Annotated in this window: 11 protein-coding genes; 6 read left to right on the forward strand and 5 right to left on the reverse strand. The window is 64.4% G+C overall.

All coding sequences use genetic code 11. The features are described 5' to 3' along the window. Nucleotides 1-81 precede the first annotated feature (81 nt). Entirely contained in the window at nt 82-714 is a 633-nt protein-coding gene (locus CPI83_RS27740) for a hypothetical protein (protein ID WP_198586327.1), read from the forward strand. A gap of 22 nt (nt 715-736) precedes the next feature. Here the strand turns inward: CPI83_RS27740 and CPI83_RS27745 are convergent, their stop codons facing one another. Beyond that, entirely contained in the window at nt 737-1,426 is a 690-nt protein-coding gene (locus tag CPI83_RS27745) for an MspA family porin (protein ID WP_037126068.1), read from the reverse strand. Between the two features lie 316 nt (nt 1,427-1,742). Between CPI83_RS27745 and CPI83_RS27750 the strand changes: the two genes are divergently transcribed. Next, on the forward strand, nt 1,743-3,575 hold the full coding sequence (locus tag CPI83_RS27750) for a hypothetical protein (protein WP_042921226.1): 1,833 nt from the start codon (nt 1,743-1,745) through the stop codon (nt 3,573-3,575). A 9-nt stretch (nt 3,576-3,584) separates the two neighbouring features. Here the strand turns inward: CPI83_RS27750 and map are convergent, their stop codons facing one another. After that, nucleotides 3,585-4,349, reverse strand: coding sequence for a type I methionyl aminopeptidase (gene map, locus CPI83_RS27755; RefSeq protein ID WP_030535815.1), 765 nt, complete (start codon nt 4,347-4,349; stop codon nt 3,585-3,587). A gap of 49 nt (nt 4,350-4,398) precedes the next feature. On the opposite strand from map, the gene CPI83_RS27760 reads away from it, so the two are divergent. The 3 genes from CPI83_RS27760 to CPI83_RS27770 all read left to right on the forward strand — a co-directional run bounded on the left by CPI83_RS27760 (nt 4,399) and on the right by CPI83_RS27770 (nt 11,381). After that, nucleotides 4,399-4,668 carry a helix-turn-helix transcriptional regulator gene (locus tag CPI83_RS27760; protein WP_003943854.1) on the forward strand — a complete coding sequence of 90 codons (270 nt, stop codon included), beginning with the start codon at nt 4,399-4,401 and terminating at the stop codon, nt 4,666-4,668. 82 nt (nt 4,669-4,750) lie between these two features. Then, entirely contained in the window at nt 4,751-8,005 is a 3,255-nt protein-coding gene (locus tag CPI83_RS27765; protein ID WP_097388034.1) for an arabinosyltransferase domain-containing protein, read from the forward strand. Between the two features lie 73 nt (nt 8,006-8,078). Then, nucleotides 8,079-11,381: an arabinosyltransferase domain-containing protein gene (locus CPI83_RS27770; protein ID WP_097388035.1), complete on the forward strand. Its 3,303-nt coding sequence runs from the start codon at nt 8,079-8,081 to the stop codon at nt 11,379-11,381. Here CPI83_RS27770 and CPI83_RS27775 read toward each other — a convergent pair. After that, on the reverse strand, nt 11,378-12,328 hold the full coding sequence (locus CPI83_RS27775; RefSeq protein ID WP_097388036.1) for a DMT family transporter: 951 nt from the start codon (nt 12,326-12,328) through the stop codon (nt 11,378-11,380). The two genes, CPI83_RS27770 and CPI83_RS27775, sit on opposite strands and share 4 nt — an antisense overlap. 73 nt (nt 12,329-12,401) lie before the next feature. Here CPI83_RS27775 and CPI83_RS27780 point away from each other — a divergent pair, with 73 nt between their 5' ends. Next, a complete protein-coding gene (locus tag CPI83_RS27780) occupies nt 12,402-13,313 on the forward strand; it encodes a LysR family transcriptional regulator (protein WP_097388037.1) in 912 nt (303 codons plus the stop codon). On the opposite strand, the gene CPI83_RS27785 is transcribed toward CPI83_RS27780, so the two are convergent. Further along, entirely contained in the window at nt 13,310-14,851 is a 1,542-nt protein-coding gene (locus tag CPI83_RS27785; RefSeq protein ID WP_097388038.1) for an acyl-CoA carboxylase subunit beta, read from the reverse strand. The two genes, CPI83_RS27780 and CPI83_RS27785, sit on opposite strands and share 4 nt — an antisense overlap. After that, nucleotides 14,848-19,791 (reverse strand): polyketide synthase Pks13, encoded by a 4,944-nt coding sequence (gene pks13, locus CPI83_RS27790; protein WP_097388039.1) that lies wholly within the window; start codon nt 19,789-19,791, stop codon nt 14,848-14,850. Before pks13 ends, CPI83_RS27785 begins: the two co-directional genes overlap by 4 nt. Nucleotides 19,792-19,825: the final 34 nt, after the last annotated feature.

Here is a 19,825-nt window from a genome sequence, read left to right on the forward strand (position 1 = left end):
TGTTTCCGAAACTGCCGGGGTACTCAGCCCCTCCAAGCGCAGTCGAGCAAACGGCCGCATCAACCACCGGCGGGGTAGGTGATGACAGTGAGCGAACTCGTTACGCAAAGCCGCGAGCTTGTACCGCATCGTGCAGTTCTCGATTCCGCAGAACATGTTCTGGTCATTGCGCGCGGCAAACCGTTCGGGCGCGAGCAGGCCTTCCACGAAGTGTTGAGCGTCGCGATTCGCAATCGCATCGAAGTACTCACTCTGGCAAGGGCACTCATCGACGTTTCCGAGTCCCGCGACTACCGCGCGATCCCGACCGACACCGCACACACCGTTGCGGTGCTCGAATGGGGTGAGCTACTCGAGATCCCGACCGAACACCACGAGAAGTCCAGAGCCGAATCGGCTGGAGACGCCGATGAATCGAACGACTTCGACGATCCGATCGAGCCGGAGTATCTGGTCGAGACCGACGTGGGAGGACGCGTCGTCTTCGTCGCCCTCGCGTTCACGATCGGCGGGATAGTCGGATTTTTCGCGCACGACTGGGCGCTTCTGCTTCTGATCACCGCCGTGTACCTCGTGTGGATCGCGGCACGGCTGGTCGCGAAACTCGTCAGTGTTTCCCGCAGTGCCCATTGGGCGGACGCCGAGCCTATTCGTGGCACCGATTCGACAACTCACAACTCGGAACGCTCCCACCACCACGCTGTTGCAGCGTGAGGGCGGGAGCGCCGGTACTGCACTACAACCGTTGCGGCACACCGTAAGTGACGACGGTATCGCCATTCGACGTGACAGCCTTCGCGTACGGCCTGATGGTCACCGGACCGATTGCTCCCTGTACATAACCGTGAACTCCGGACAGACGGACAGCGGCTTCGGGACCGTCGAACTCCTGATCTTCGAGCAGCGCGACGTCGGTGATACCGCCCGGCGCCAGGTCGACGTCCAGTTCCTGCGACGGAATGATGTCACCACCGATGACGAACCCATTGGAAATATCCAGGCCCAGTTCGAAATCCGGAACCAGACCGATCCCGAGGTTCGTTCCACTCTCGACTGCCCAGTCGAGACCAGGACTGTTGAGAACGACCGTCGCGCCGGTCAGCGCGATCGGGTAACCGATCTGATAACCGATCGTCAGCTTCGTTCCGGTGAAGCTTGCCGCGTCCGGCCCGTCGATCTTCACGCCGGCAACCCCGTCGTGGAAGAACTCGACACTCAGCGGTGAGCTGTCGAGAGGCGGAAAGACGTGGATAGCGGTATCAGCCTGGAAGACTTCTATCCGATTCCCTTTGACGTCGGTGATCGAACTGGTGTTGTCAACGCCTGCCGACGCCGTCCCACCCCCCAGGACAACGGCCAACAAGGCCACTGCTCCTACTGCGCTACTACGAACTGCTGTCTTCGACATGCACAAGCACCATCCCATCCGGTATAGGCCCCGGACGTAGGTTCCAACTCTTCGTCGAGGATGGGATTCGTCGGGGCTGCCTGAACAAACGCGAGCAAGATCCTTGTTGCGATACCCCGGTCACGAACCCGTCAAACGGTGCACGAAAACATTACTTTCCGGACAAGTCGGGCGGACCGGTTTGTCCCGCTGACTGCGCCCGCTCGCGGACGCGAACCGTTTTGTTCGTTACTCTGACAGTGGAAGTTATCGAATCGAGACCTAAGTAGGCCACCCCGAACTTCTGAGATCGCCACTTCAGGGATGGGCGCCAGAACCGAAAGGCACCGACTGCATGACCGAGACCTTGCCCGACGTCCAACTGCTCGAAGAAGCACGTCCAGGGCGAGTCCGTTCAGCAGTGCGGCGCTCGGTCGTCCAGCGCGGTCGTCTGGTCGACCTCGCGATCATGGCGACGTTCACCGTCGCGGCGATCTACGTGATGTCCAACCTGTGGAGCGATCTGCAGTCCGGCTATCTGTTCAACGCGGGCCGCGACCAGGCCATGTGGGAATGGTTCTTCGCCGATACCGCTCACGCCCTCGCCCAGTTCCGCAGCCCACTGTTCAGTGACCTGCAGAATTATCCACTCGGCGTGAACCTGATGGCCAATACCGCGATGTTCGGCATCAGTATCCCGTTGGCCCCGATCACGCTGATCTTCGGACCGACCGCCACGTATGCGATCGGGCTGACCGCCGGCCTCGGCGGCACCGCCATCGCTTGGTACTGGGCATTCTCGCGGCACGTACTGACCGGAGTCTCCGTCCGCTCCAAGGTCGCCGCCGCCGTCGGAGCGGGGTTCTGCGGATTCGCGCCCGCCATGATCTCGCATGCCAACGGCCACCCGAACTTCGTCGCGTTCTTCGTACTTCCGTTCATATTCTTGCAGGTAGTGCGCATTTCGAACGGCAAGCGTCCGGTTCGCGACGGTGTCGTCCTCGGCCTACTCGTCGCCTGGCAGATCTTCCTCGGTGAAGAACCGCTCCTCATCTTCACGATGTCAGCCATGGTGTTCGGCGCCGCCTATGCACTGCCCGGCCTGGCCAAGTCGCGCCAGGCGATCAAGCGCGCGATGCCCGGCCTCGTGATCGGCGGCGCGGTCACACTCCTGATCACTGCGGTGCCGCTGTGGTCGCAGTTCTTCGGCCCAGCGAGCTACGACGGCGTCTCACACGGTCAGGCAGGCAACGACACCGCTGCACTCACCACGTTCCCGACCGAATCGGTTGCGGGCGACCCCGAGGGCGCGGAGTTCCGAATGAACCCGACCGAGGAGAACGCGTACTTCGGATGGCCGCTGGTGCTCCTGCTTCTCGGTGCAACGGTGTGGCTGTGGCGCATCCGTCTGACCCGCGCTGCCGCCGCCGTGATCGTGGTCATGGGTGTGCTCTCGCTCGGTTCCGAACTGACCATCGACGGTGACAAGACCGGCATCACTCTGCCGTGGAAACTCCTCGCCGACCTGCCGTTGTTCGAATCGGTGCTCGAATCCCGATTCGCGATGGGCGCGATTCCGGCGATCGGGCTGCTGCTCACCCTCGGCACCTACCGCGCTTTTGTCGAACTTCGTGGACCGCGCCGCACGGCAGCCGGTGTCTGGCTGGTGGCTCTCGCCGTCGCGATGATTCCCCTGATCCCGACCCCCATCGACGCCGATCAGCGATCTGCGACGCCCGAATTCATCACCAGCGGCTCGTGGGAGAACTACGTCAGCGACGGCACCCTGGTGACGGTTCCCGTCGCGAGCGCCGAAGACGCCCGCGCACTGAGCTGGCAGGTCGACGCCGACTTCGGCTTCCCCATCGCCGGCGGGTACTTCGTCGGCCCGGATTCGAAGACCCGCGCCGGAATCTACGGCGCCGAGTCCCGGCCCACCTCGACCCTGCTGGTCAATGCCAAACAAACCGGCAAGGTCCCGTTGATCGACGTGGGCACCAGAGCGAACGCACTGACCGACCTGCGGTACTGGCACGCCGACGTACTGGTGCTTCCCCGATTCTCCGGCGACGACGCCCTGCGCCACACGGTCGACGAGCTGGTCGGCTTCGACGCCAAGCGCGTCGACGACGTGTGGGTGTGGGACGTACGAGACCTCGTGAGCGGCAAGACCTCCAACCAGAGCTGAGCGGGTTGATCAGCGGGTCATGATCACCGGACCGTCTTCGGTGATCGCGACCGTGTGCTCACTGTGCGCAGCCCGGGCGCCCGAAACGGTGCGAAGGGTCCACCCGTCGGCGTCGTGCCGGTAGTCGTCGGTTCCGTCGGCGATGAGCATCGGTTCGATGGCGATGACCAGGCCGGGACGCAGCCGGAAGCCTTTGCCTGCTCGACCTTCGTTGGGCACGTCCGGGCCTTCGTGCATCTCGCGGCCGATGCCGTGCCCACCGTGATCGGCCAGCATGCCGTACCCGCGGCCACGCGCGTACTGTCCGATCGCGGCACCGATGTCGCCCAATCGGTTTCCGGGCTGGGCAGCGGCAATGCCACGGGCAAGTGCCTCATCGGTCGCGTCGATCAGTGCCTGATCCTCACTACTCCCCCGCCCGACAGTGAAGCTGATGGCGGAGTCGCCGCACCAGCCGTCGAGTCTCGCGCCGCAGTCGATGCTGACCAGGTCACCGTCGCGAAGCCGGTACTCATTCGGGATACCGTGCACCACAGCATCGTTCACACTCGCACAGATGGCGCCTGGGAACGGCGTCGATGCCGTTGCCGGCCGGTAGTTCAAGAACAGCGCCGAGGCGCCGGCCGCCGAAATAACCTCCGCGGCAACGGCGTCCAATTCGAGCAACGTCACCCCGACGCTTGCCGCCTCACGCGCCGCAGCCAGAGCCTGCGCCGTGATTCTCCCAGCCGCCGCCATCGCGTCGATTTCCCCTGCGGTCTTGATTTCGACCATTTCGAACACCTTCCTTGTCGAATAACTATACCGGTATTACTATAAGCACATGGTGCGCGTGCCGCTGACGGCGGAAGAACTCGAACGAGGACTACGACTGGGTGAACTCCTGCGATCGGCGCGGGGGGACCGAAGCATGGTTCAGGTAGCGCTCGACGCCGGCATCTCGGTCGAAACTCTGCGCAAGATCGAAACCGGCCGCATCGCGACACCCGCCTTCTTCACCATCAGCGCGGTCGCGGAAGTGTTGGGTATTTCACTCGACACCATCGCCCGAACACTTGAAACACCACAATCCGAACAGGAAGTTGCATCCTGAGTAGTTCTCTCAGGATGTGCGGGCCCGCACTCGCCTAACATCGTTCCTTGTGCCGTCTGAAGTAGTAGTGCCCCCGAAACCCGTGCCCACTGGCCCCGAAGCTCCCCGAGAATCGGATTCCCAGAGAGTCCGGACGGCACGACTCATCGCGATAGTCACCGGCCTTCTTGGCCTGCTTCTTGCACTCGCTACGCCCTTCCTGCCCGTCAAGCAGGAAGCCGCGAGCATCGACTGGCCGCAGGGTGGGACCGTCAACAGCGTTTCGTCGCCGCTGATCTCCTACTCGCCCACATCGCTCGACATCACCATCCCGTGTTCCACTCTCGGCCAGTTGGGCGGCAGCGGCGGCACACTGCTCTCGACCATGCCGAACGGGGCGCCGGACCGAAACGCCCGCGGCCTCACCGTCCGCACCACTGCCGACCGCCTCGAAGCACTCACCCGCGATTCGGTATTGATCTCGACCCCGCTCGATCAACTGAGCGGGTGCACGGCGATCACCATCACGACCAACTCCGAGCAGACCGTCGCGGCGGTCATCGGTATCGACGGCGTCGGCACCACCCTGACCGGTGACTACCGCCCACAGGTTGTCGGCATCTTCACCGACCTGCAGGGCGCAGCGCCCGCCGGACTGTCCGCCCACATGGACGTCGACTCGCGGTTCTCGTCCAGCCCCACACTTCTCAAACTGTTCGCGATGATCGTGGCGGCACTCTCGACCATCGTCTCGCTGTACGCACTGCACCGGATCGACGGCGTCGACGGCCGTCGTGCGCGGCGGTTCCTGCCGGCGCGATGGTGGAAGTTCACCGGCATCGACGCCCTGGTTATCGGCACGCTGGCGCTGTGGCATGTGTTCGGCGCCAACACTTCCGACGACGGTTACCTGCTCGGCATGGCCCGAGTCTCGGAGCACTCCGGGTACATGGCCAATTACTTCCGCTGGTTCGGAGTCCCCGAAGCGCCGTTCGGTTGGTACTACGACGTGCTGGCGCTGTTCGCGAAGGTCAGCACCGCGAGCATGTGGATGCGCCTGCCCGCGTTGATCGCCGGCATTCTGTGCTGGATGGTCATCAGCCGCGAGGTGATACCGCGACTCGGTGTTGCGGTGCGCCGCAACAAGGTTGCCATCTGGACGGGCGGGCTCGTGTTCCTGGCCTTCTGGTTGCCGTACAACAACGGCCTGCGTCCCGAGCCCATCATCGCCCTCGGCGCCCTGCTCACGTGGTGCTCCATCGAACGCGCCATCGCCACCGGACGTCTGTTGCCCGCCGCGATGGCCGTGCTGATCGCCGCATTCTCGCTGGCCGCCGGGCCTTCCGGGCTGATCGCCATCGGCGCGCTGATCGCCGGAGCCAGGCCGATCCTGCAGATCCTGATCGCCCGCGGCAAGCGCGTCGGCTTCCTGTCCCAGATCATGCCGATTCTCGCCGCCGGAACCGTGGTGCTCGTCGCGGTCTTCGCAGATCAAACCCTCGCGACAGTTCTCGAATCGACCAGAGTGCGAACGGCCGTCGGGCCGAACGTTCCGTGGTTCGAGGAACGGTTGCGTTGGGACGCACTGATGACCATCTCCCCCGACGGCTCACTCGCACGCCGCTTCGGCATGTTCGTCATGATCGTCGGACTCGTCTTCTGCGTCATGATGATCCTGCGCAAGGGCCGGATCCCCGGCACCGCTATCGGGCCCTCGCGCCGAATCCTCGGCATCGTGTTCGCGTCGCTGCTCCTGATGCAGTTCACCCCCACCAAGTGGACTCACCACTTCGGTGTGTACGCCGGTCTGGCCGCCACGGTGGCCGTCCTTGCCGCCGTCGGTGTGAGTGCGTCGAGCATGCGTTCCAAACGAAACCGCGCGCTGTTCGCCGCGGGCATCCTGTTCATCCTCGCTGTGGCGTTCACGAGCTCCAACGGCTGGTGGTACGTCTCGAGTTACGGCGTCCCGTGGTGGGACAAGCCGCCGTCAATCGCCGGCAAGGGATTCTCGACGGCCTTCCTCGGCCTCACGATTCTCGCGCTGCTGCTGGCCGCGTGGTACCACGTCATGGAGCCGCGCCGGCGAAACGGCACAGAGGACAGCGTCAAGAAGACCAGGCGACTCCGCCTTCTCGCCCCGTCACCGTTGACCATCGCGGCCGGAGCGGTCGTGCTGTTCGAGGTGCTGTCCCTGCTCAAGGGCGCGGTCGCGCAGTACCCCGCGTATTCGATCGGCAAGTCCAACATCGAATCCGTCTTCGGCGGAAGCTGCGGTCTCGCGGGTGAGGTACTCGTCGAGTCCGATCCGAACGCCGGCGTTCTGCAATTGACGGATCGGCCCACCGATCTCGCCGGCGCAGGTGCATTCGGTGCGAGCGAATCAACCGGGTTCTCGCCGGACGGGGTTGCAGGCGACCTCACGGCCGACGCCGAGGACTCGACAGCAGGCAGTGCAAACAGCCTCGACACGACAACATCTCAGTCCGGCACCACCACGCCGGGAACCGGATCCGGCACCGCCGGTGGCTCGCAGTCGACGGCCGGCGTCAACGGCAGCAACGTCGCGCTCCCGTTCGGGCTCGACCCCGCAAAAACCCCGGTGCTCGGTAGTTACGGAGCACCTCAGAACGCGTCACTGACCACCGGTTGGTATTCACTCCCCGAGCGCAACGACGCCGCACCGCTCCTGACCGTCGCGGCCGCCGGACGCATCCGCTACGTCAACTCCGACGGCATCGTCACCCCCGGCGCAGTGCTGCAGGTCGAGTACGGCAAGAAGCAGGCCGACGGGAGCGTCGACGCACTGGGACGTGTCGATCCGATCGACATCGGCCCGTCGCCGTCGTGGCGCAACCTGCGCGTTCCGATGGATCAGCTGCCCGCCGACGCCGACACCGTGCGTCTGGTGGCCAGTGACACCGACATCAGCGCCGACCAGTGGCTGGCGGTCACACCGCCACGAGTGCCGACCATGCGCACGCTGCAGGACGTCGTCGGATCCACCGATCCCGTGCTGATGGACTGGGCTGTCGGTCTGGCCTTCCCGTGCCAACGTCCGGTGGATCACCTGTACGGCGTCGCCGAGATCCCCGACTGGCGCATCCTGCCCGACCGCATCGGCGCGGAGTCCACCAACGCCTGGCAGGACCACTACGGCGGCGGACCGCTCGGCTGGACTACCGAACTGCTCTCGGCCAGGGCATTGCCGACCTACCTGGACAACGACTGGGATCGTGACTGGGGTTCGCTCGAGCAGTACACACCGCTCGATTCGGACGCGGTTCCCGCGCAAATGAACGTCACCACCGAGACCCGATCGGGCACCTGGACACCGGGCCCGATTCGTTACCAGTCGTAACTGTTACGCGTGGACCTACCAACCACCCAGGCACGGTAGGTCCACGCTCAGCCCTGACATACCATCGGTAGCCGTGCCCGACGCCGTGACAGCTTCACCTCAGACTTCGAGTTCGCCGCCTCCTGCTGGTCAGGATGCCCGCGAGCGTTTCCATCGCACGCGATGGGTCGCGATCATCGCCGGCTTGCTCGGCTTCGTGCTCGCACTGGCGACTCCGCTGCTTCCTGTCGTGCAGACGACGGCTTCGGTCAACTGGCCGCAGAACGGCGTGATCGGCGACGTCGAGGCACCGCTGATGGCGCAGGTTCCCATCGACGTCAACGCATCGATCCCCTGTACCGCGGTCAGCTCGTTGCCGGAGGGCGGCGGCATCCTGCTGTCGACGGCACCTGCTCAGGGCGACGGCGCCGCGCTCTCGTCGATGTTCGTCCGCGTGTCCGCTACCAGCGTCGACGTGCTCGATCGCAACGTCGTCGTCGCTTCGGCGGCACGCGAGGACGTCGAGTCCAGTCGCTGTGGCGCCATCGCGTTCAGCTCTGACGTCAACCGAACCACGGCAGAGTTCGTCGGACTGACCTATCCCGACGGCAACCCGATTCGTGGCCAACTCGACGGTGACTTCCGCCCGCAGGTGGTCGGCGTCTTCAGCGACCTGCCCGACGGCGCTGCCCCCGAGGGCCTCGGCTTCTCGATGACGATCGACTCACGTTTCTCGTCGAGCCCGAGCGTCTTGAAGCTGGTCGCGATGATCGTGGCCGTCCTCTCGACCATCGTCGCGCTGGTCGCCCTGGCTCGCCTCGACGGCACCGACGGCCGCAAGCACCGACGCTTCCTGCCCGCACGCTGGTGGAAGTTCTCCGGTATCGACGGAGTGGTGGTCGGCACGCTCGTCGTGTGGCACTTCATCGGCGCGAACACCGCCGACGACGGCTACCTCCTCACCATGGCTCGAGTCTCACCGGACGCGGGATACATGGCCAACTACTTCCGTTGGTTCGGCGTTCCCGAGGCCCCGTTCGGTTGGTATTACGAAGTGCTGGCCGTGATGGCGAAGATCTCGACCGCGAGCCCGTTCATGCGTCTGCCCGCTCTGCTCGCCGGAATCCTGTGCTGGATGGTCATCAGCCGCGAGGTCGTCCCGCGTCTCGGCCGGGCGGTTCGCCGGAGCAACGTCGCCCTCTGGACCGGCGGTCTGGTATTCCTGTCCTTCTGGCTGGCGTACAACAACGGTCTTCGCCCCGAGCCCATCGTGGCTCTCGGCGCACTGCTCACCTGGTGCTCCATCGAGCGCGCCATCGCCACCGGACGTCTGCTGCCCGCGGCCACGGCAATCTTGATCGGCGCCTTCACTCTTGCCGCCGCACCCACCGGATTGATGTGTATCGCAGCCCTTCTCGCCGGTGTGCGCCCGTTGGTGCGCATCGTCGTCAAGCGTCACCGACTGGTCGGCACCCTGCCGCTTCTCGCTCCGATCGCCGCTGCCGGAACCATCGTGCTGGTGGTCATCTTCGCCGACCAGACCTTTGCCGGCGTCATGGAAGCCACGCGCGTCCGAACGATCATCGGGCCCAATCTCGAGTGGTACCAGGACTTCCTGCGCTACTACTACCTCTTCGTCCAGACGGTCGACGGCTCGGTTGCCCGACGCTTCGCGTTCTTGACGATGATCCTGTGCCTCTTCACGACGCTCTTCGTGTTGTTGCGCCGCGGCCGCGTCCCCGGCGCGGCAACCGGTCCGTCGTGGCGCCTGGTCGGCGTCGTCTTCGGCACGATGTTCCTGATGATGTTCAACCCCACCAAGTGGACTCACCACTTCGGTGCGTACGCGGGCATCGCCGGTTCTCTCGCCGCGCTGACCGCCGTGGCTGTGTCCGCGTCTGCCCTGCGCTCGCGTCGTAACCGATCGGTGTTCGTGGCCGGACTGCTCCTGATGCTCGCGTTGACGTTCGCCGGCATCAACGGCTACTGGTACGTCTCGAGTTACGGCGTTCCGTGGTTCGACAAGACCATCTCCTACGACGGCCGTGAATCCAACACACTGTTCCTCGCGCTCTTTGCTCTCGCCTTGGCCTTTGCCGCCTGGCAGTACCTGCGTGAGGGATTTGCTGCCCCGCCCGAGAAACCGAACACGGCCAAGGGCAGACGAATTCGCAAGTTCGCGGCCGCTCCGCTCACCGTGATTGCCGGTCTGATGGTCCTGTTCGAGGTGCTCTCACTACTCAAGGGCGCTGTGTCGCAGTACCCGGCGTACTCGCTGGGCCGAAGCAACATCGAGGCACTCGCGGGCAAGACCTGCGGCATGGCCGAGGACGTTCTGGTCGAGACCGACGTCAATTCCGGGAATCTGCGGCCTCTGCCCGCTCCCGGATTCAACGCCGAGGATCCGTTGTCCGGAGTCGATTCGAAGGGCTTCTCCCCCAATGGGGTCCCCAGCGATCTGACTGCGGATTACATCGAAGTCAAGCAGGGCATGGGTAATACCGACAGCCAGAGTGTCGGCCCCACCTTCGCCACCGGTTCCGGCGCCGGAACCAGCGGCGGCACCGGTAACCTCGGCGTCAACGGCAGCACGGCCAAGCTCCCCTTCGGCCTCGATCCGTCGAAGACGCCAGTCATGGGCAGCTACCAGCCCGGCGTGCAGGAACCTGCTTCCCTCATCTCGAGTTGGTACGGATTGCCCACTCGCAGTGAAGAATCACCGCTGGTGGTCATGTCCGTAGCGGGCCGCGTGTGGTCCGTCGACAACACCGGTGCGATCACGTACGGCCAGTCGCTTCTGGTCGAGTACGGCAAGACTCAGCCCGACGGAACAGTGCAGGTTCAGGGTTCGTACATGCCGCGAGACATCGGCCCGGCGCCGTCGTGGCGCAACGTCCGTATCCCGATCGACGAACTCGCGCCGGACGCCGACGCCGTTCGGGTGGTCGCGTTCGATCCCAACCTCACGGGCGATCAGTGGATGGCGTTCACGCCGCCGCGCGTGCCCAAGCTCGAGTCCCTGGACTCGTACATCGGCAGCGAGCAGCCGGTCCTCCTGGACTGGGCTGTCGGCCTTCAGTTCCCGTGCCAACGTCCGTTCACACATCAGAACGGTGTGGCCGAGATGCCGAACTTCCGCATCCTCCCGGACCGTCCCCTGGCCGTCAGCTCCACCGATACCTGGCAGTCCGCAGACAACGGTGGACCGCTCGGATTCACCGAGGTCCTCGCCGGTGCTACGACGGTTCCGACGTACCTGAAGGACGACTGGGCACGAGACTGGGGATCACTCGAGCGCTACGACCGGTACTTCCCGAATGCTGTTCCGGCAGAGGTGGAGACGGGCACCGCAACCCGCTCGGGCATGTGGATGCCCGGCGAGATGCGAGTGCACTAGCCTGCGCTACCTACTCGGGTGACTGCTCGGGTGCGACGTATGGAGACGGCCGAGACCGCTCCGACAACGACGACGCACCCGAGTAGTTGCCCAACGCCCGGCCGTTCGCCGAGCAGCACAACCGCCAGCAGCACGGCGAGCACCGGTTGCATGAGCAGGAGCGTCGCGCCCACCTCGGCGGGCAGCCGAGGGAGCGAGTGCCCCATCAGCATCCAGCCGAACACCTGGCCGACCAGCGCCAGTGCCGCGAGCCAGCCGAACGCTTCCCAACCCGGGACGAAATCGATCCGGCCCCACAGTGATCCGATGACGGAGCCGGCGATGCCCGCGGACGTCGTCGAGATCAACACCTGGCTCGCGGCCCGATCCGCCTCGCCCGTACGGCCGACCACGAAGATGTAACCGCCGTACGCGATTCCGGAGACGAGCGAGAGCGCCGTTCCCCACAGCAGTTCGTCGCCGGTTCCCCCGCCCCCGAACACGCCGCCCGCCAAGGCGATTCCCGTGAACATGAACGGTAGGGCGAAGACGAAGCGCATCGGCACCCGATTGCCGAACACCAACCAGGACAGTGCGGGCACCACGATCACCTGCACGTTCACGACGACGCTCGCCATACCCGCGCCGATCATCAGAATCGACTGCGACCACAACGCAAAATCCAGTCCGAGCAACAGACCGCCGAGCACCTGCAGAACGACTGCCCGCCGGCTCGGCTTGCCCACCCGGCGGAACTCTCGCCACGCCAACCACAACAGCGGCGGCAAGGCCAGGAAGCAACGGAAGAAGACGGCCGTCGAGGGCCCGACATCGGCCAGCTTGATGAGGAGCGAACTGATCGAGATCGCGGCTGCGCCTCCGACGACGAGCAATCGAGGGTCGATGCGCCCCCGAGGAGTTCGGGTGGGTGTCGGTGTCTGCGCGGTCGCGGAGGTCAGAGTGGTCACTCGACAATGTTCCTGCCGCTAACTATTCAGCACAAGCAAATGTTCAGACCGTATATTCGGTAGCATTTCTACTGTGTTGAATCTCGAAAGACTTCGCGCCCTGCACGCTGTCGCCGAGAACGGATCAGTAGCGGCTGCCGCCCGCACCTTGCATGTCACACCCTCCGGAATTTCGCAGCAGTTGAACAAGCTCGAGCGCGAGGTCGGTGTTCCGCTCCTCGAACCGCAGGGCCGCGGTGTACGACTCACCGAAGCGGGCCGGATCCTCGCGCGCCGAACCGCAGAGGTTTTCTCGACGCTCGCCCAGGCCGAGGCGGAAATCGCGTCGCTGCAGAGCGAGGTGACGGGCCGCGTACGCATCGGGGCCCTGGTCTCCCCCAGCAGGACAGTGCTGCCGCGAGCCATCGCCGAGATCAGGCACGCGCACCCCCAGCTCGAAATCACCTTCAACGAAGGCGAATCCGAAGAACTGCTCCCCGCACTGATTCGCCGCGACCTCGACGTCGTGGTGGTCGACAGTTGGAGCACTCTGCCCGTCGAACTTCCCGACGGAGTCTCCTTCACGCCCGTGTACGACGACGTGGCGCTGCTTGCTCTCCCCGCGTCACATCCGCTGGCGGAGAACAAGGTCGTCGCGCTCAGCGAGCTGTCCGAGCATGCCTGGGCGACGTGGACCCGGGGAACGGACTTTCACACCTTCACCGTCAGGACCCTGCGCGCGCAGGGGTTCGACCCACGAATCGAGTACGAGGTCGCCGAGTTTCCCACCCAGGTCGAATTCGTCGCTCAGGGCCTCGCCGTCGCTTTGATCCCGCGCCTGGCGAGAGTTGTACCACCGGAAGGTGTTCGAATGCTCGACACCCTTCCGCCGCTGGGCCGCGACATCTACCTCGCCTGGCGGACCGACAGCGAAAGACCTGCCGTCCTGGCGGCGATAGAAGCGCTACGCCGCCAGTTCGACGCCCTCGGTGACAAGAAGAATTAGAGCGGCATCAAGTTGTGCTTGCGCGGGTTCTTGAAAATCGTCTTGTCCTTGAGCAACTTCAGAGCCTTGCGGATTTCGAGACGCGTCTGCGAAGGCTCGATCACCGCGTCGATGTATCCGCGCTCGGCCGCGATGTACGGCGTCGCGACGAACTCGTTGTAGAAGTTGATCAACTGAGCACGCACCGCGGGTGCGTTCTCTCCCGCCTCGGCGAGCTGACGACGTCCCATGATGTTGACGGCACCCTCGGCACCCATCACGGCGATACGAGCGGTCGGCCACGCGAGGTTGATGTCGGCACCGAGCTGCTTGCAACCCATGACGGCATAACCGCCGCCGTACGCCTTACGAACCACCACAGTCACCTTCGGGACAGTGGCTTCGATGTATGCGAAGAGGAAACGCCCGCCACGCTTGATGACACCGACCTTTTCCTGATCGACGCCGGGAAGAAAGCCTGGTGTGTCGACGACAAAAACGAGCGGGATGCTGAAAGCGTCGCACAGGCGCACAAAATGGGCAGCCTTGTCGGAGCTGTCCGCATCGAGGGCGCCACTGAGGTACGTGGGCTGGTTGGCCACGATACCGACGGGCAGTCCGTCGACGCGGGAGAACCCGGTTATCACGTTGTGCGCGACCTGGGCTCCGATTTCATGGAAGGTTCCGTCGTCGAAGATCCGCAGAATGATGTCGTGCATGTCGTAGCCGGCATTGTCGGCATCCGGCATGAAGGCGTTGAGTTCGAGATCCGACTCGGTGATCTCGGGTTCGAGACCCGGGTTGATCAGCGGCGCCTTCTCCGTGCACGAGGACGGCATGAAGCTCAGGTACTCACGCACCCAGTCGAATGCAGCCTTCTCGTCGGGAGCGACGTGATGGATGTTTCCGTACTCCGCCTGCTTGCGCGCTCCGCCCAGGTCCTCGAGGCTGACCTCTTCGCCGGTGACCGACTTGATGACGTCGGGTCCGGTGACGAACATGTACGACTCTTCGGTCGCGACAACGACGTCGGTGTTGATCGGTGCGTACACGGCACCGCCGGCGCACTTACCGAGGATGACCGAGATCTGCGGGCAGACGCCGGACAAGGGCTCCTGACGTGAACCCATGTTGGCGTACCAGGCCAATGAGGAAACGGCATCCTGGATTCGAGCTCCACCGGAATCGTTGATACCGACGACCGGGCAGCCCACCTTCAGTGCAAAATCGTTGACGGCTGCGACCTTACGGCCGAACATCTCTCCGGCGGCACCGCCGAACACAGTCTGATCGTGCGCGAACACGGCAACCGGACGCCCGTCGACAGTTCCGTGACCGGTCATGACGCCGTCGCTGTACGGGTTGTCCTCGCCCGCCATCTTCACCAGGGCGCCGACCTCGACGAAGCTACCGGGATCGAGCAACATGTCGATGCGCTGGCGCGGCGTACTGTGCCCTGCTGCATCGCGCTTCGCAATGGCCCGAGCCGAGCCGGGTTCCTTTGCCTTCTCCAACTTTTCGCGGAGTTCAGCGAGCTTCTCCGCGGTGGTTGTCGTCACTTCTGAACTCCGGTTTCCGCTGCTTTGGTCTGAGCTGTCTCGATCTGGGCCAGCTTGGTGGTGAGGTCTGCCGCAACCTTCGCGATGTACGGCTCGTCGACGATCTGCAGGTGGTCCCCGCCGATGTAGACGACCTCGAGGTTCTTCACGTAGTCACCCCAACCACCATCTGCCTTGCGGGTCTTGAATGCAGGCTCGAGCGTCATCAACTCGTCGTGGTACTTGTCGGCCATGTAGAGCACGACGTCGCCGTCGTAGCTGCTGAACTCGGCCGTCTGGATGGCGCGGTTGTCCAACCACGACGTCCGCTGATGCTCGATGATGCCGCCGGGAATCTTGGCGCCGCTCATCTTGATCATGTCCATCAAGATCTGGATCTGATCCTCGTCCGCTTCGGTGGAGGCCAGAACGTCAAGCGGCAGCGGAACATCCAGGTTGTAGGTGCGCTTGGCGAACTTGCCGTAGCGCTCCCAACGCTTGCGTCGTTCCGCCTCGGTGTCCGGCACTACCTCGCCGGCCATGACGGTGTCGAGCAGTCCGACCACACGCACGTCAGCGCCCTGCTCACGCAGCAACTTCGCGACCGCATACGACATCACGCCGCCGAACGACCAGCCACACAGTACGTACGGTCCGTCGCCCTGGATCTCACGCAGCAGCGGAACGTAAGCAGCAGCACGGGTTTCGATCGAGCCCTCGACCCGCTCGAACCCGTACATCGGCGTGCCGGCGGGCAGGCGCTTGAGCAAAGGCTCGTACGTCACCGTCGAACCACCGGCAGCATGGAAGACGAATACCGGTACGGCAGTGGAGCCTTCGGGACGGGCACGCAGAGTGCGTACGAGTCCGTCGATCTTGCCGTCGTCCTCGAGGTACTGGCGCACGACGTCCGCGAGCTCTTCGATGGTGGTGGAATCGAGAACGTCGTCGAGAGTGATCTCGCCGCCCGCACGCTCGGAAAGCCGAGCAGCAAGCTTCTCGGCGACCTCGTCACCGACGATCGGCAGATCGTTGAAAATACCCTTGGCGGACTTCCCGGTGACGACGGCCCACGTCGCAAACGTCAAGCGCTCGGCCGCATCTCGCGGCGGAACATCGGAGCCGGCATCGTCGGCAGTTCCGGCTCGAGAAGGATCGGAAGGCGCAGCAGCAACCGGAGCAGTCGCCGGCAGTTCCACCGACTCCTCAGCGGGAGCAGCGTCCTCGTCAGCCGCATCGGCTGCCAACTTCTCGGCAGCCTGCTTGTCGGCCATCGCCTGAACCTCTTCGCGATTGTCGATCGCGTAGCGCAGGTACTTGTTGACCTCGTTGAGGCTCGCGTCCTTGACTGCCTGGAGCTGGAGCTGCGGAATGTCGAACTCGTACTCGACGCGGTTCTTGATACGCATCGCCATGAGCGAATCGAGACCCAGTTCGATGAGCGGAACCTCGGCCGGAAGATCTTCCGGCGAGTACCCCATCGACTCGGCCACAACGATCTTGAGGCGGTCGTCGAGGCTCTGTGAACCGTTCGGATCCCACTTGTCTCCGGCGTCTTCGACGACCTCGGCCAGGGTTTCCATCGGCGCACTGGTCTTGACCGGCGCGCTGACGACCAGCTCGGGCAGCGGCTCACCGGACGTGACGACGGCGTCGAACAGCAAACGGAACGTAGCGCCCTCACGAGCATGCACCTGCACCGAGGCTCCACCCGGGTGCGGGTTGAGAGTTGTCGTCAGGGTCGCAGCGCCGGCCAGTTCACCGTGCGGAACGGCAGCGGTGAGAGCGACATCCGAGAGCACCTGTCCGGCAGCAGCGCTCACGAGCACAGCCAGATCGGTGACGGCGGATGCGTCGACCTCCCACACGTGGCGGCCGTCGGGCAGAGCGACGTGCGAACCGGGTACGCGAGCCGAACCGCCGGCACTGACGCGAATGTCGAGCCAGTACGGCTTACGCAGGAATGCAGTACGCGGAACCGAGGCGAAATCGCCTGCAGGAAGCAAGGACTCGAGGTTCACGGCATGGCCGTGCACGTACAGCTGCGCGAGAGCGGCAAGCACACCCGCGGACTCGTCTTCCTTACGCTTGAGCGTCTGGATGAGTTCCATGTCGTGCAGGCCCGAATCGAAAGCGGTAGCCGCCACCGACATCAGCGTCACCGGGTTGGGTGCAAGCTCGACAAAAGTGGTGTGGCCGTGGGCAACTGCACCGCGTACCGCATTGGTGAAGTACACGCTGTGGCGAAGGCCCTTGACCCAGTACGCCTCTTGATGGATCGGCTCGTGACCGGGACGGTAGAAGGTGTCCTTGTCCACGGACGAGTAGACGCCGAGCTTCAACGTGGTCGGCTCGATACCGGCCAACTCCGCGGCAAGCTCGCCGAGCAACGGATCGACCTGTGAGGTGTGGCTGGCGCCCTTGGTCTGCAGGACACGCGCCATCTTGCCGTCGGCCTCGGCGGCCGCGACGATCGCCTCGATGTCCGGCTGCGGTCCACCGATCACCGTGTGCGTCGGAGCTGCGTAAACGCAGACCTCGAGCTTGGGGTACGTGGGCAGCAGCGCCTCGATCTCGGATGCGCTGTACTCGAGCAGTGCCATCAGACGGATGTCGTCACCGACGAGTGCGCCCTCGGCCTCACCCATCAGCCGTGAACGTGAACAGATCACGCGCACAGCGTCTTCCAAGTTCAGACCACCGGACACGTATGCGGCAGCGGCCTCACCCATCGAGTGCGGAACCACGGCTTCGGCTTCAGCGCCGTGGTGACGCAGCAATGCGGCCAGACCGACCTGGATGGTGAAGATTCCCACCTGTGCGGTCTCGACGTTGTACTCGATCGAATCGTCGAGGAACATCTCGACCATCGAGTAGCCGGCCTCGTCCTGGATCAGCGCATCGACCTCGTCGACGGCTGCCTTGAAAGCCGCGTTCTCCGTGTAGAGCTGCTTGGCCATCTTGCGGTGCTGCGAGCCGAAGCCCGAGAACACCCACACCGCGCCCTTGGGCGACGGCGAGTCGGCCGAGAAGACTCCTTGAGCCGGCTTGCCTGCGGCGACGGCGCGCAGCGAGCTGATGGCCTCGGATCGCGTCTTCGCCAGAACAGCGGCACGCGAGCGTCCGTGGTTGCGACGCGCGAGTGTGCGGGCAACGTCGGCGAGGGGCGTCTTGCTTCCCTCTTCGGTTTCGAGCCAGTCGGCCAGATCTGCAGCTGCGCGGCGACGACGCGAAGGCAGCGCACCGGACACAGCCAGCACAACGGTGCTCTCGTCCTCTGCTGCCGGTTCGTCAACTACCGGGGCATCCACGACTGGTTCATCGACTGCCACGTCGGCGGGCACGTATTCCTTGACCACGACGTGCGCGTTGGTTCCGCCGAAACCGAAACCGGAAACACCGGCGACAGCCTTGCCGGTGTAGCGCGGCCAGTCGGTGGCCTCGGGCGTCACCTGCAGGTGCGCCTTCTCGAAGTCGATGTGCGGGTTCGGGCCCAGGTAGTTGATCGTCGCGGGAATCTTGTTTTCCTGCATCGCCAGAACGACCTTGATCAGGCCGGCGGCGCCCGCAGCTGCTTCCAGGTGCCCGAAGTTGGTCTTCGCACTACCGAGCAGAGCCGGCTTGTCGTCGTCACGGCCACGACCGACGACACGGCTGAGCGCGTCGGCCTCGATGGGATCACCGAGATCGGTGCCCGTTCCGTGCGCCTCGATGTAGTCGACTGTGGTCGGCACGATGCCGGCGTCGCGGTACGCAAAACGCAACACGTCGGCCTGGGCGTCAGGGTTGGGCGCGAGCAATCCGTTGGAACGGCCGTCCTGGTTGACCGCGGATCCGGCGATCACCGCGAGGATGGAATCGCCGTCACGCTCGGCGTCTTCGAGACGCTTGAGCACGACGAGTCCGCCACCCTCACTGCGAACGATGCCCTGAGCGTGTGCGGAAAATGCACGCAGTTTTCCGTCGGGAGCGAGCATCCCGGTCTGATCGAAACCGAGGGTTCCGGGAGGTGCCAGCAGCATGTTGACGCCACCGGCCAGCGCGATGTTGGAATCACCACTGCGCAGCGAACGTACAGCCTCGTGAACGGCAACCAGCGAAGACGAGCACGCGGTGTCCAGAGCGATGGACGGTCCACGGAAGTCGAAGAAATACGAAACCCGGTTCGCGACGATGGCCGTCGACGTTCCGGTCAGTGCGTACGGGTGCGCCGTCGTCGGATCACTGACCGCGAGCAGCTGGTAGTCGTTGGCGGAACTGCCGATGAAAACACCGACCTGCTTGCCCTTGAGCCCGCTGGCCGGAATGCGCGCGTGCTCAAGCGCTTCCCACGCGAGTTCCAGGGCGAGGCGCTGCTGCGGATCGACGTTGACGACCTCGAGCGGAGACATCGCGAAGAACTCGGCGTCGAAGCCCTTGACGTCGTCGAGGTACCCGCCCTTGGTGTTGGCATTCTCGACCGCGGCCTTGATGGCGGGATCCGACATGAACTCGGCCCAGCGGTCCTCGGGGAGGTCGCTGATGCCGTCGCGTCCGGCCGCCAGCATTTCCCACATGTCCGAAGGCGTGTGCCCGGCACCGGGGAATCGTGTGGACAGACCGACGATGGCGATGTCGTGGGCGTCCGTCGTGGCGCCTGAGACGTAGTACGACGCGTCGACGGTCTCCTCCGGCGCCTCGGGCTCACCTTCGATGATCCGAGTAGCCAGCGAGGCGATGGTGGGGTGTTGGTAGACGATCGTGGCGGTCAGCGTGACACCGAGCAGATCCTCGATGTCTCCGCTCAGAGCAACTGCGTCCCGCGAGGCGAGTCCGAACTCGTCCAGCGGCCGGTCGTCCACAATCGTCGACACCGGCTGACCGGTCGCGTCGGCGATCCAGTTGCGAAGCCACTCACGCAACTGCGCGACACTCATCTCGCTCACAACGTCTTTGCTCTGCACACCATCTTGTTCAACCATCAACTCACCAAGCCACCGATCATGAAGGGACTGC

It is taken from the genome of Rhodococcus sp. H-CA8f (genome assembly GCF_002501585.1).
GTDB lineage: Bacteria > Actinomycetota > Actinomycetes > Mycobacteriales > Mycobacteriaceae > Rhodococcus_F > Rhodococcus_F erythropolis.

What these genes read in the sequence shown, in the direction of transcription:
- CPI83_RS27740 (WP_198586327.1), top strand. Translation starts at nt 82, where the DNA reads ATGACAGTGAGCGAACTCGTTACGCAAAGCCGCGAGCTTGTACCGCAT.
- CPI83_RS27745 (WP_037126068.1), bottom strand. Translation starts at nt 1,426, where the DNA reads ATGGGATGGTGCTTGTGCATGTCGAAGACAGCAGTTCGTAGTAGCGCA.
- CPI83_RS27750 (WP_042921226.1), top strand. Translation starts at nt 1,743, where the DNA reads ATGACCGAGACCTTGCCCGACGTCCAACTGCTCGAAGAAGCACGTCCA.
- map (WP_030535815.1), bottom strand. Translation starts at nt 4,349, where the DNA reads ATGGTCGAAATCAAGACCGCAGGGGAAATCGACGCGATGGCGGCGGCT.
- CPI83_RS27760 (WP_003943854.1), top strand. Translation starts at nt 4,399, where the DNA reads ATGGTGCGCGTGCCGCTGACGGCGGAAGAACTCGAACGAGGACTACGA.
- pks13 (WP_097388039.1), bottom strand. Translation starts at nt 19,791, where the DNA reads ATGGTTGAACAAGATGGTGTGCAGAGCAAAGACGTTGTGAGCGAGATG.